Origin of the sequence: Plantibacter sp. Mn2098 (assembly GCF_049319745.1) — a bacterium.
In the GTDB taxonomy this organism is placed as follows: Bacteria; Actinomycetota; Actinomycetes; order Actinomycetales; family Microbacteriaceae; genus Plantibacter.
On the sequence record NZ_JBMOUH010000006.1, the window covers coordinates 198,802 to 210,853 of the forward strand.

The 12,052-nt window shown below is 67.7% G+C and carries 12 protein-coding genes; 3 read left to right on the forward strand and 9 right to left on the reverse strand.

Going from position 1 to position 12,052, the window contains the following annotated elements; genetic code table 11:
• Window positions 1-162: 162 nt before the first annotated feature.
• Complete coding sequence (locus ACL9RL_RS11080; RefSeq protein ID WP_422780310.1) at window positions 163-1,284, reverse strand: glycosyltransferase; 1,122 nt, start codon at window positions 1,282-1,284, stop codon at window positions 163-165.
• An 89-nt stretch (window positions 1,285-1,373) separates the two neighbouring features.
• On the opposite strand from ACL9RL_RS11080, the gene ACL9RL_RS11085 reads away from it, so the two are divergent.
• Window positions 1,374-1,997 carry a TetR/AcrR family transcriptional regulator gene (locus tag ACL9RL_RS11085; RefSeq protein WP_422780311.1) on the forward strand — a complete coding sequence of 208 codons (624 nt, stop codon included), beginning with the start codon at window positions 1,374-1,376 and terminating at the stop codon, window positions 1,995-1,997.
• An 80-nt stretch (window positions 1,998-2,077) separates the two neighbouring features.
• On the opposite strand, the gene ACL9RL_RS11090 is transcribed toward ACL9RL_RS11085, so the two are convergent.
• The 4 genes from ACL9RL_RS11090 to ACL9RL_RS11105 all read right to left on the reverse strand — a co-directional run bounded on the left by ACL9RL_RS11090 (window position 2,078) and on the right by ACL9RL_RS11105 (window position 4,674).
• On the reverse strand, window positions 2,078-2,332 hold the full coding sequence (locus tag ACL9RL_RS11090; RefSeq protein WP_422780312.1) for a DUF86 domain-containing protein: 255 nt from the start codon (window positions 2,330-2,332) through the stop codon (window positions 2,078-2,080).
• Window positions 2,333-2,410: 78 nt separating this feature from the next.
• Window positions 2,411-2,731 (reverse strand): nucleotidyltransferase family protein, encoded by a 321-nt coding sequence (locus ACL9RL_RS11095; protein ID WP_422780313.1) that lies wholly within the window; start codon window positions 2,729-2,731, stop codon window positions 2,411-2,413.
• A 111-nt stretch (window positions 2,732-2,842) separates the two neighbouring features.
• Window positions 2,843-3,241: a hypothetical protein gene (locus ACL9RL_RS11100; protein ID WP_422780314.1), complete on the reverse strand. Its 399-nt coding sequence runs from the start codon at window positions 3,239-3,241 to the stop codon at window positions 2,843-2,845.
• Between the two features lie 140 nt (window positions 3,242-3,381).
• Window positions 3,382-4,674, reverse strand: a complete 1,293-nt coding sequence (locus ACL9RL_RS11105; protein WP_422780315.1) for a DUF1254 domain-containing protein — start codon at window positions 4,672-4,674, stop codon at window positions 3,382-3,384.
• A 204-nt stretch (window positions 4,675-4,878) separates the two neighbouring features.
• Between ACL9RL_RS11105 and ACL9RL_RS11110 the strand changes: the two genes are divergently transcribed.
• Entirely contained in the window at window positions 4,879-5,550 is a 672-nt protein-coding gene (locus tag ACL9RL_RS11110; protein ID WP_422780316.1) for a GAP family protein, read from the forward strand.
• 56 nt (window positions 5,551-5,606) lie between these two features.
• Here ACL9RL_RS11110 and ACL9RL_RS11115 read toward each other — a convergent pair whose 3' ends face one another.
• A complete protein-coding gene (locus ACL9RL_RS11115; RefSeq protein ID WP_422780317.1) occupies window positions 5,607-6,191 on the reverse strand; it encodes a TetR/AcrR family transcriptional regulator in 585 nt (194 codons plus the stop codon).
• A 104-nt stretch (window positions 6,192-6,295) separates the two neighbouring features.
• Between ACL9RL_RS11115 and ACL9RL_RS11120 the strand changes: the two genes are divergently transcribed.
• A complete protein-coding gene (locus tag ACL9RL_RS11120) occupies window positions 6,296-7,021 on the forward strand; it encodes an MBL fold metallo-hydrolase (protein WP_422780318.1) in 726 nt (241 codons plus the stop codon).
• Window positions 7,022-7,064: 43 nt separating this feature from the next.
• On the opposite strand, the gene ACL9RL_RS11125 is transcribed toward ACL9RL_RS11120, so the two are convergent.
• From ACL9RL_RS11125 to ACL9RL_RS11135, 3 genes are all read right to left on the reverse strand, one after another.
• Window positions 7,065-7,877 (reverse strand): SDR family NAD(P)-dependent oxidoreductase, encoded by an 813-nt coding sequence (locus ACL9RL_RS11125; protein ID WP_422780319.1) that lies wholly within the window; start codon window positions 7,875-7,877, stop codon window positions 7,065-7,067.
• Window positions 7,878-8,007: 130 nt separating this feature from the next.
• Complete coding sequence (locus ACL9RL_RS11130) at window positions 8,008-10,560, reverse strand: polynucleotide kinase-phosphatase (RefSeq protein WP_422780320.1); 2,553 nt, start codon at window positions 10,558-10,560, stop codon at window positions 8,008-8,010.
• Window positions 10,557-11,990 carry a 3' terminal RNA ribose 2'-O-methyltransferase Hen1 gene (locus ACL9RL_RS11135; protein WP_422780321.1) on the reverse strand — a complete coding sequence of 478 codons (1,434 nt, stop codon included), beginning with the start codon at window positions 11,988-11,990 and terminating at the stop codon, window positions 10,557-10,559. The genes ACL9RL_RS11130 and ACL9RL_RS11135 overlap by 4 nt, the downstream gene beginning before the upstream one ends.
• Window positions 11,991-12,052 lie beyond the last annotated feature (62 nt).

Sequence of the window (12,052 nt, forward strand, 5' to 3'; positions counted from 1 at the left end):
GTGTCGGAGCGGGGTTTCCGGTGACGCTCGCGTCGGTTGCCACGAGTCGAACGGACGGTGAACGATTGTGATCGTCGGTTCGTCGCGGCGACCCGACCCGACCCGACCCGACCCGGCAGCACCCCTGGCGTGTCCGGCCGAGTCGAGTCGCCGCAGGCTGGCTCAGCCGACCGGGATGAGCCCGGCGACCACGTGCGCCGCATCCGGCATCGCGGCGATCTCGTCCGCAACACGCACCGACGCATCGCCGAACGACCGCTCCATGATGATGCGCTGCACTGCGGCGCCGACGTCGGCCGGGTCGGCGACCACGATCGCCGCGCCGACGGCTGCGGCACGCGCTGCGTTGATGGGCTGATCCGCACCCTGCGGGATCAACACCATCGGACGCTTGTGCTCGAGCGCGGCGAGCACCGTCCCGGCGCCACCGGCGGAGATCACGATGTCTGCATGCGGCAGCAGTTCGGCCATCGGAACGAAGGAGACGTAGCGCACGTCCGCCGTGTCGACCGGCTCGGCCCCGCCTGGGACGACGCCGAGCGTCGCGACGACGGAGACCGAACGCAGGTCGAGGCTCGCGATGATGGCCTGAAGGAGGTCCGGCCGGGTGAACACGGTTCCCAGGGTGACGAGCACTCGCACCCGGTAGTCGGCGCCGACGAAGACCGGAGGCACCCATAACGGCTCCGCCTGGCGATGCGCCTCCGGTCGAATCGGCGCGTGCGCAACGGGAGCCTGCCAGCCGGGGACCTGGAGCGACTGCGGGCACGGGTCGAGGTAGCTCTGCGGCGCAGTCGGCACGATGCCGCGGCTCGCATACCGGGGTCCGACGACGGCGAACATCGGCGCAGTGAACTCCTCGGGAACGGCCGGCCCGAACGCGAGGACGTGCCAGGGGATCCCGAGGGACGCGGCGACGAGGGGACCGACGAAGTCCCCCGCCTCGGCGACGACGACGTCTGGCTTCCACTCCGCGGCGCTTTCGAGCGCTTCATCCGCGGTGAGGTCGACTCGGGCGCCGGCGAAGAACTCCGCGACGGCTGCGGGGTCCTGCCCGGTCAACGCGTCCGCGCCCGTCCGACGCGCGACCTCCGCGAACAGCGCGTCCGGCATCGGTCCAGCCGGCAGGAGTTCGACGCCCGGCAGTTCGTGAGCCACCGCATCGGCGAGACCGGCGCTCGTCAGGAGTGCGACCTGATGGCCGGCTGCGCATGCCGCGCGGGCGAGGGGGACGAGTGGGAGGACGTGTCCGAACGCGGGGACGGCACTCAGGAGGAGACGCATAATTGCCTTTCAATAGAATCAGGTTCAATTGACCGTAATTGGATTCCACTGAATGTAGGCTGAGTCTCCCGAAGGAGTAGGCTGCCCTGATGACAACGAGGACCTACCGATCGACGCGCCGCGACGAAGCCGCATCGATCACGCGGGCGGTCATCCTGGACACGGCGCTCGAACGCTTCACCGCACAGGGATACTCGGCAACGACCATCGCCGACATCGCCACGCACGCAGACGTGGCAGTCAACACGATCTACGCGAGCATCGGTGGCAAGGCGCAACTCGTCCTGGCACTCATCGAACGCGCCAGGACGGATCCGTCGATCACGTCCACATTGGATGGAGTCGGACGAACGGACACCGGTCGAGCAGCACTCGAACGGCTCGCGCACGGCGTCAGGACCTCCTCAGAGCACTCCCAGCGCGTCATCGCCGTGATGCAGGACGCCGCAGCGTCCGAGCCGAGCGTCGCGGACGCCGTTCATCGAACCGAACTCGGCTACCGTGCGAACCTCGACTCCACGGTCGGCCACCTGCGATCGCTGCCCGACTTCCGCGACGAGCTCGACACGAGAGCCGTCCAGGACGCGCTGTGGTTCTACTTCGGCTTCTCCCCCTGGCGAACCCTGATCGCACTCGGATGGGACTGGGATCGCACCGAGCACTGGCTCGCCCTGCAAGCGTGGCGCGAGATCTACCGGGTGCCCCAGGACTGAACGCCTCAGGAGACGGGCTTCGCTCGCTTCGGTTGCCACCAGCCATATGAGCCGTGAACGATCGAGTCAGCGGCGAACCTTCAGCGCCGCTCAATGGCTGCTCGCAACGGCACGAGTTCGTTGTCCAACACGTCAACTATCAACAACCGATCGATGCGAAAGTACTCGTGAACAACCACATTCCGAAGGCCTGCAATGCTCGCCCATGGGATCTCGGGAGCAAAGTCCTTCTCTCCGTCCTGCAATGCGCGAACTGCTTCACCAATGACTGCGAGATTTCGAAGTACAGCGTCGAACAGCGTCGAACGCCATCGACGCCACGACCGGATCATCATCCGCAAGGTGCATCCGATACTCGAGACACCGGTCAATGGCGCGAACGATGTCGGCGAATCGGGCCTCTCCCGGACGACTCACAATGGCACTGCATCGGCGCGTGCGGTCGCCGCCACCGGCTCCCGAAGCAGCCCCTCAGTGACGACATCGACACGAACACCAAGCAGACGCCCGAATTCTTCGCCAATTCCCGCGACTCTCATCAGGGGATTACCCTGCATCGGCGTGAGGTCAACAATGAGATCCACGTCGCTCGACGCTGTCGCATCCTCACGTGCGACGGAGCCGAACACCCTCGGATTCACGGCGCCATAGCGCTCCAGGACAAGCAGCAGCTCGGCACGATGACGGTCGATCTCCGCGCGAAGAGTCTGGGATTGCGCTGAAAGCGAGTTCATACCCGCAGGATAGCCGGAACAGCTCGAAGAGTCATCGACTCAACCGCACGTCCAAATGATGAGCAAGCTCGCTCGCACCGGTCAGCGCATGCGGGATCTCGGAGGAGGTCGTCAGGAGACGGGCTTCGCCCTGCGGTCCTTGATCTTGTCCTTCAGGAAGATCGCACCGAGGATCCAGCCGCCGAGCGCCGTTACGATCCAGACGACGAGCGGGGTTACCACCCAGGCGAGCGCGTCGTGCAGGGTGATCCCACCGGGGAAGAGCGTCGCGATGAACAGGGCGACGAGGGTCGACACGAGGCCGATGCCACCGAGGATCGGCGATGCGTACTGGCGGGCGATGTTGAAGATGAAGGGCGACAGGATCGCCTGGGCGACCGTGAAGACGACAACCGCGATGATGAATCCGGAGATCGTCACGGACACGCCGGGAACGAGCCACGCTGCGATCAACAGGCCGATCGCAGAGGTGCCCAGATTGATGAGCGTCCGAATCAAGAATCGAATCACAGTGGTCCCCGCCATCCTGTACAGCACACATGTCGGCAAACGACCGCTTGCCCGCCCCAATCCTAGTGATCGTGCGGCTCGGCCCGCGAGAGGCGCGGGCGCGTCCGCCACGGCAGGTCATCCTGCGCGAATCCTCCCGCTCAGTCGATGCGCTGGATCTCCGGGTACCCGTACGTCCCGTCGAGGATGCTCGCACCGGGCAGGTACAACCGGAAGACCAACCGGAACGCGGCGTCGGGGCTCGGCAACCAATTGGCACGCTCAGTCGGGTCGCTCGGTCGTTCATGGGCGATGGTGATGCGGAGCGATCCGTCCGCTTCGTGTCGGATCCCGGCCGTTCGATCGCCGATGGAGTAGCGGTCGATCGGGTTTTCCACCAGGAAGTACCGGGGGATGTCATACAGCGTGATCGACCAGAACGCGCCGACCGGCGGCTGCGAGGCGAAGTCCATCCGGTACCGGTGACCCCCCGTCAACGGCGATCCCGCGATGTCGGTGAACGCCTGCGCGTACACCGCCTCGTACGCATGGTTCCCCCACAGCCCTAAGCGGCAGGCAATGGCCCGCTGGAGGATGCGTTCGTCCTCGTCCGCAATCTTCCACTCCGGCGCATCGATGGTGCCGAGGTCCAGCGTGTGCACGTTGTAGTCGAAGACGTGCAGCCCGACGGTCCAACCGTTGTACACCGGCGCGTGGCCGTGCTTGGTCTCGGATTCGAGGGCGGCCGCACCCGCAGTGAACCCGTCGACGAGCGCAGCACGATCCACATCAGGTGCCCACAGCGGGGCGTACCGCACAAGATAGTCGGCTTCGACGGCAGGGGCCGGGAATGCGTGCGCCCACGCGTGCGCCTGCGCCCAGAACAGGAGTTCAGCCGAGTCGGCCTCGGCCACGACTGGAATCCCGCTGAGTGGAGCGTCCGGCGTCACCCGTTCGAGCACAACCGCATCCTGCAGCGCAGCGACTGCCTGGATGTCCTCCGGCCCGGTACACGCGAACCGCCCGACGATCGACACGACATCCGTCGAGGCCCGAATGACCGGCACCTCCGATTCACCGCCCCACCCGGGCGGGACGATCAGGAAGGTTCCGGCTTCGTTACCCGTCGCCCGCGTACCGACGTAAGCGATGTTGTTCGTCCACGCGTCCACGAACTGCAACACGAAGTAGCGATCCCCGGTCGCCGGGACGTGCAGACGCAGCGGGCCGCCGGAGAGGTCGAGTTGCGCCATCGAGTACACGGTGTCGTTGTTGATCGTGACGAAGGTGTCCTCCGGACCGGCGAGTTTCCGCGCGTGCGAGAAGGAGTTGAACGGCGCCGCCGGATTCGAGCCGACGCCTGTCGTCACGTATCGCCCCACCTGGCGGAGGTTCTCGACCAGCGGGTAGAAGTACGGATAGGCGGCGATGGCGATGGCGGTCGTTGCGTTCACGGCGTTCCTCTCGTCGGTGAGTCCTCGCACGCTATCGCGAGCGCCGCGCGACGGCAACAACCCGCAAGAGAGCGCCTCGATCACCCCGGTCGGTTTCATCCGATGCGGATGATTCCGCGCGAAGGGGTCGCGCTCCTCGACGACCAGCTGCCATGCTGAGGTCCATGCGGCTGGAGGGCAGCCGTCGATCGATGTGGGGTGGACATGGTTCAGGTGTTGGGTGAGACCTTGGCGCTCGTGGCCGGCATCGCGCTCAGTCCGGTGCCGATCATCGCCGCGATCCTGATGCTGCTCTCACCTCGGGCGCGATCCACGGCTCCCGGGTTCCTGATCGGCTGGTTCGTCGGCATCGTCGTCGCACTCGTGGTGTTCATCGCGCTCGCCTCCGTCCTGCCGGATGCCGGCGAGACCGGGCCGCAGCCGGTCATCGGCGTCATCAAGATCGTGCTCGGCCTGCTGCTGTTCGTGCTCGCGATCAGGCAGTGGCGCAGCCGTCCGAAGAAGGGCGAGGAGGCGAAGCTGCCGGGTTGGATGGCGTCGATCGACACCATGAAGGCGCCGAGGGCGTTCATCCTCGCCTTCCTGCTGTCTGCGGTGAATCCGAAGAACCTCGTCCTCGCGGCGTCGGCCGGGATCATCGTGGGGTCGGCCGGACTGTCGGTCGGGAGCATCATCGGCGTGGTGGCGATCCTCGCAGTGATCGCTTCGCTCACGATCGCGCTCCCGGTCATCCTGTATCTGGTCGCATCCAAGCGGATGGCCGGCCCGCTCGACAGCCTCCGCGCGTGGCTCTCGCAGAACAATGCCGCGGTGATGGCGACGCTCTTCCTCGTCTTCGCCTTCGTCGTCATCGGCAAGGGCCTGTCGAGCTTCTAGCCCGTTCCTCTCCTCTGCTTCTGCCGAGGGGTCGCAAGCTGCGGGTCCCACGCGGATCAACCCGCAGTTTGCGACCCCTCGGCAGAAGCGAAGGCCGACGTCAGGGCTCGGATGCCGAAGGCGAAGGCTTCGTCGACGTCGCCACCGAGGTTGAAGGCGCCGGCGAGCTCCATGCTGACGAAACCGTGGGCCCACGCGGTCAACGTCCTGGCGGCCTCGAGCGCGTGATCCGGGCCGGCGAGCGCCCCCGCGACGTCGAGCAGCGGCTCGCTCGAGAGGACGATCGACTCCTGGGACGGCCGCGTCGACGCCTGCCCGAACGCGAAGATGAGCTGATACCCGGCCGGGAACCGATGCGCGAACGCCCGGAAGCCCACCGCGACCGCTGCGACTCGCGATGCGGGCTCCTCAGCCCGCGCCACGGCATCGCGGACTTCCGCAGCCAACTCCTCCAGTATCGCCTCGCTGATGAGCTGCACGAGATCATCGCGATTCCGCACCCGCTTGTAGAGCGATGGCGCCTTCACCCCGACTCGCTGCGCGACCGCCTGCATGGTCAGCCCCGCCAGCCCGTCGCGTTCCAGGATCTCGCGTCCGACCGCGATGATCGCGTCACGACTGGTGCGTTCCGGAGTGGGCATTGGTCCTCGATCCATTCATGATGCACGATAGCTATTGACCGTAGCCATCATGGCTATGTACCATAGCCATGCAGTCAGCGTAGCAACCGGAAAGGTGCCAGACAATGCAACTCGCTCCAGGACTTCATCGTGTCGGCAACGACATCGTGGCATTCCACCTCATCGAAACGGCCGACGGGATCACGATGATCGACGCCGGACTCCCCGGGCACTGGTCCGACCTCCTCGCGGAACTCTCGTCGATGGGCCGCACGCCGGACGAGATCCGCGGCGTCGTCCTCACCCACGGCGACAGCGACCACATCGGCATCGCGGAACGACTCCGCCGCGACCACGGTGTGCCGGTCCACGTGCACGCTGCCGATGCGGCCCGTGCACGCGGCGAAGTGACCTCACACGCGGCCGGCGGGCCGAAGCGCCTCGGTGCGATGCTCGGATTCGCCGTGTACGCCCTCCGCAAGGGCGGCGCGAAGACGAACCGGCTGACCGAGGTCGTCGAGATGCACGATGGCGACGTCCTGGACCTGCCAGGGTCACCGCAGATCGTCGGCCTGCCGGGTCACTCCCCCGGAAGCGTCGCCGTGTTCGTGCCGCTCGTGGACACGGTGTTCGTCGGGGACGCGCTCACGACGCGCAACGTGCTCACGGGCGTCGTCGGTCCGCAGCCGGCCCCGTTCACCGACGATCCCGCCGAGGCGCTCAGCTCCCTCGACGCGCTCTCCGCGCTCGACGCGCATCGGATCGTCCCCGGTCACGGCGCTCCCTGGTCTGGCAACATCCCCGACGCCATCCGCCTCATCCGCGGCCCGCGAGGGGTCGCAAACGGCTAGTCCGACCCCCGTCACACCCGCCATTTGCGACCCCTCGCGGGCTTCACGCGTGGTCGCCGGAGGAGCGGCGGTCGTAGAGGAGCATGCTCAGACCGGCGTCGACGCGGACCGTCTGGCCGGCGACGGCCCACGCCGCATCCGAGAGCAGGAACGCAGCCACCTCGCCGATGTCGCGCGGCTCGACCGCCCGATTCAGGACCTGCTGGGTCGCGCTGTGCTCATGGATCGCCTCCACCGGATCGGCGGCGTCGAATCCGTACCGATCCGCGACCCGCTCGTCGAACACCGCCCCCGGCGCCACCGCATTGCATCGGATGCCGTGCATCCCGAGCTCCGCCGCGAACCCGCGAGTGAGCCCTTCGACGGCACCCTTCGCACCGGCGTACAAACCGAACCGGTTCTGCGTGTGCGTGCCGTGGACCGATGACACCTTCACGATGGCTCCGCCTCCACCGACGGCGATGCGATGGGTCACGAACGCGCGGGTCATGAGCCAGAGCCCTTTGACGTCGATCGCGTAGAGGTGGTCGAACTCGGCCTCAGTGGCGAGGTGCGCCGGCGTCCGCAGTCCGATGCCGGCGTTGTTGACGAGTCCGTCGACGCGCCCGTGCCGATCGATTCCGGCATGCACGATCGCTTCGACGTCGTCCGCCCGCGTGATGTCGCCTGGAGCAAGCACCGCATCCGGGAAGCGCGCCGCTGCAGCATCCAGCGCATCGGCCGTGGTGTCGTTCACCACCAGCAGCGCGCCGGCAGCCTGGACCGCTTCGGCGACTCCCCCGCCGACGCCGTACCCGCCGGCGCCCGTGACGATGACGACCTTTCCGTCGAGCCGGCCCCCTGCTGATGCACCCATAGGTCTCTCCTCTCGGCCGGCCCCATCGCCGCCCGTCTCCCCACCTTGCCCGCGAGGGGTCGCATCTGGCTAGTGCGAATACCGCCGCACCAGCCGTTTGCGACCCCTCGCGGGCTGGGGAACGAGAGCGCTACAGGCGCGGGTCGACGGGGTCAGACTCGAGCGCAAGGACGCTGAAGACCGCCTGGTGCACACGCCAGAGCGCCTCGCCGGCGGTGAACCGACGCAACGCCTCAAGGCCCAGGGCGTACTCGCGTGCCGCCATCGAACGCTTCCGTCCGGTGTCACGTTCGCGAAGCCGATCCAGGTTGTGCGGAAGGGTGTAGTCCGGCCCGTAGATGATGCGCAGGTACTCGCGTCCGCGGACCTTGATGCCCGGCTGCGCGGCACCGGAAGCCGTACGCACCCGATTGGCGAACGGTTTGACGACCATCCCCTCGCCTCCCGCATCGGTTCGGGCGCTCCACCAGGCGATCGCAGCCGCGACTGCCGCATCGTCCCGCAGATCGACCCGCAGTCGTGCCGTGTCCGCGATGACCTCCGGCGCGACCTCCCGAAGCCGGTCAGCGACACCGAGATGCCACCCGTGATCGCGCTCCTCGAACGTCGCCGATCCCGCCGCCAGCACCTGGAACGGCGCGAATCGCGTCTCCGATGCAACACCGACGTACCGGCGATACGCGTCACGGAACAGCAGCGCGTCGGTGTGGCGAACGGCGTTGCGCTCCGTCAACGCCGAGACGTCGACACCCGATGCCGCGGCGCGGGCGAGCACATCGGCCGCCGCGCCGGTCGCTGCGACGGCTGCGGCGCCGGTCGACGCGTACAGGTCGCGGATGAGTTCACCCGCCTTGAGCGACCACGGCAGCATCTCGCCGTCCAACAGCACCCAATCCGCGTCCAGTTCCGCCCAGAGGCCGGCACGCTCCATCGCGGAATCGACCGATTCCAGGAACGTCCGTTCGCGGGCCGCATCGAAGAACGGACGCCCCGTGCGGGTGTGCACCGCGCCGATCCAACCGGCGGGAGCATGGAACCGCCTCGGATCGCGAGCGACGAGCACCACGGCCCGGGAGCCCATGTGCTTCTCCTCGCAGATGACGTCGTCGACCCCCTGGTCCAGGAACGCCGCGAACGCCTCCGCCGGGTGTTCCAGGTAGCCGGGCTCCTTCGAGGTGTTCGGCGGAGACATCGTGGGCGGCAGGTAGATCAGCCAGCGCGGGTCGGTCGCCCATCGGCTCATCACCTCGAGACCGCCGGCGGCCTGCGCCTCCTTGATGCCGATGCGTCCGTGACCGCTCGTCTCGATGAACAGCTTGCCCTGGACATCGGCGAGGTCGAGCACACCGTGCGCGCGCTCGGCGTCCCTCCCGTCCTGCCCGTCGCCCTGCCCGCTCGCCGGGTCGATGAGCGGGCGCACCGGCTCGAACCAGACGCGCTCGGCCGGCACGGACACGACCTCGCGTTCTGGGTATCGCATGGCGCTCAGCGCGCCGCCGAACACACACCCGGTGTCGAGGCAGGCAGTGTTGTTGATCCACTCGACCGTCGGGACCGGCGTGTGACCGTACAGGACGACCGCGTCCCCCCGGTACTCGTCGGCCCACGCATAGCGGATGGGCAGGCCGAACTCGTCGGTCTCGCCGTTGGTCTCGCCGTACAGCGCGAAGTCGCGCACCCGGCTGGATGCGCGCCCCTGGTACTGCTCCTTGAGGCCGGCGTGCGCGACGACGAGCCTGCCGTCATCGAGCACCAGATGCGACACCAGGTCGTAGCAGAACGTCGCGACCCGGTCGCGGAACTCCTGGGTCTCCCCCGCCAGCTGGGCGAGCGTCTCCCCGAGACCGTGCGAGACGGTCACCTTCGCACCCCGCAGGGCACGCACGAGTTTGGACTCGTGGTTGCCGGGGACCGCGAGCGCGTTCCCGGACGCGACCATGCCCATCGCGAGCCTCAGGACCCCGACGACGTCAGGGCCACGGTCGACGAGGTCGCCGAGGAACACGACGCGCCTGCCCTCCGGGTGCGCTGCATCGATCGGTCGACCTTCTGCGTCCCGACTGATCGTGTACCCCAGCGCGTCCAGGAGTGATTCGAGCTCCGACCGGCACCCGTGCACGTCGCCGATCGCATCGAACGGCCCGCGCTCGTCGCGCCGGTCGTTGAGCAGCGGGGTCCGGACGATGGAGGCTGCTGCGACCTCGGCCGGATCGCGCAGCACGTGGATCTTCCGGAATCCCTCCTTCGTCAGCCCGCGCATGCCGCGACGCAGCTGATCCAGTTGCCGTTTGACGACGCGAGGCGGGATGTCCCGGTCGCCGCGCTCCGCATTGCGGGCGACGCAGACCGCCTCCGGCAGATCGAACACGATGGCGACCGGCAGCAGATCGTGCGACTTCGCGAGAGCGACGAGCGAACGACGCGATTCCGGCTGCACACTCGTCGCGTCGATCACCGTCAGCAGGCCGGCCTCGAGTCGCTTGCCGACGACGTACTGCAGCGCGTCGAACGCCGCCGGGGTCGCCGCCTGATCGCTCTCGTCGTTGGACACGTAGCCGCGGAACGTGTCGCTCGACAGCGTCTCGTAGGGCAGGAAGTGCTCGCGCGCGAACGTGGACTTCCCCGAACCTGACGGGCCGACGAGGACGACGAGCGACTTCGCCGGGATGTCGAGGACGCTCATGCGGCACTCCTTCTGAACAGGGCCATCTGGGTCGGCGACCCGTGATCGGCGTCCTCGCCGCCGACCGAGCGGAATTCGACCGTGTATCCACGACGGGCGGCAACGCCGTCAGCCCACCGGGCGAACTCGTCACGGGACCACTCGAATCGGTGGTCCGTGTGACGGAACGCTCCGGGCGGGAGCGACTCGTAGATCGGGTTGTAGTCCGCATTCGGCGTCGTGACGATGACCGAACTCGGCTTCGCATCCGTGAACACGGCGTCTTCGAGCGCATCGAGCCGTGATTCGTCGATGTGTTCGATGACCTCCATCAGCACCAGCGCGTCGAACCCGCGCAGACGCTCGTCCCGGTAGACGACGGAGCCGTGCAGGAGGTGGAGGCGCTCACGTTCCGCATCCGAGGCGCGCTGCAGGTTGAGCACTCTGGACGCGGTTTCGAGCGCTTGGGCCGAGACGTCGGTGCCGACGATCTCGGTGAACGTGCGGTCGCTCGCGAGACGTCGCAACAGTGCTCCCTGGCCGCAGCCGATGTCGACGACGCGGCGGGCGCCAACATCGTGCAGGGCCGCGATGACGGCATCGGCTCGAAGCGCGCGGAGCGGAGCCGGTCGATCGGCGCCGGCTGCTGCTGCCGATGCGTCGACGCCAGCGGGTGCGGCATCGGATGATCCGGCCGTCACACCGCCCAAGGCGCTCTCGGCCTGCTCCACGAGGGACTGCTGATGCATGAGATAGCGACGGATGATGAGCTCGCGTTCCGGATGCTCGTTGAGCCAGCCCTCGCCCGACCGGACGAGCTTCGCGACCTCGTCGTCGCCGACCCAGTAGTGCTTGGAATCATCGAGCACGGGCAGGATCACGTAGAGCTGCCGCAGCGCCTCACCCAACCGGACCTCACCGGTCAGGGTCAGCGCGCTGTACCGGGAGTCGCCCCACTCCGGATGGGTCTCGTCGAGCGCGATCGGCCGCTCGTCGAGCATCCACCCGAGCGGGTCGAACAGGCGCCGGATGATGTCCTCGACGCCCGAGCCGCGAACGGAGATGACGGGGATGTCGATGCGCAACGGCAGCGGCCGCTCCGCCAGCTCGGGATAGGAGTCGCTCCGGCCGGTCATCGCCGTGCGGAACACTGTGCCGAGCGCGACGGCGAGGAGACTCGACGCGACGTACGGGCGGTCGTTGACGTAGTGGTCGAGGGCGAGGGCGTCGCCGCGGAACCGCTTGTTGCGCACCAGACCGACGGCGTCGACCTCCAGGAGGACGGCCGCAGTGCACCGCTCCGGTGTCGCTTCCGGATAGAAGACGTGGATGTCGCCGACCGGCGCCTGGAACGTCTGCACCTTCCGCGGGTGCTTGTGCAGCAGATATCCGAGCACCGTCGCATCGATTCCGGCGTCGTTCGGCGGTTCAAAGCTGATCGTCAGCAGCACGCAGTCCCCCAGTCGTGTCGTTCCGGTCCCCGTCAGCCGATGCTACGGGATCCCACCCATTC

Excerpts from the sequence above, each read along its gene's own strand:
- ACL9RL_RS11080 (WP_422780310.1), bottom strand. The coding sequence starts at position 1,284 with ATGCGTCTCCTCCTGAGTGCCGTCCCCGCGTTCGGACACGTCCTCCCA.
- ACL9RL_RS11085 (WP_422780311.1), top strand. The coding sequence starts at position 1,374 with ATGACAACGAGGACCTACCGATCGACGCGCCGCGACGAAGCCGCATCG.
- ACL9RL_RS11090 (WP_422780312.1), bottom strand. The coding sequence starts at position 2,332 with ATGATGATCCGGTCGTGGCGTCGATGGCGTTCGACGCTGTTCGACGCT.
- ACL9RL_RS11095 (WP_422780313.1), bottom strand. The coding sequence starts at position 2,731 with ATGAACTCGCTTTCAGCGCAATCCCAGACTCTTCGCGCGGAGATCGAC.
- ACL9RL_RS11110 (WP_422780316.1), top strand. The coding sequence starts at position 4,879 with ATGGTTCAGGTGTTGGGTGAGACCTTGGCGCTCGTGGCCGGCATCGCG.
- ACL9RL_RS11115 (WP_422780317.1), bottom strand. The coding sequence starts at position 6,191 with ATGCCCACTCCGGAACGCACCAGTCGTGACGCGATCATCGCGGTCGGA.
- ACL9RL_RS11120 (WP_422780318.1), top strand. The coding sequence starts at position 6,296 with ATGCAACTCGCTCCAGGACTTCATCGTGTCGGCAACGACATCGTGGCA.
- ACL9RL_RS11125 (WP_422780319.1), bottom strand. The coding sequence starts at position 7,877 with ATGGGTGCATCAGCAGGGGGCCGGCTCGACGGAAAGGTCGTCATCGTC.
- ACL9RL_RS11130 (WP_422780320.1), bottom strand. The coding sequence starts at position 10,560 with ATGAGCGTCCTCGACATCCCGGCGAAGTCGCTCGTCGTCCTCGTCGGC.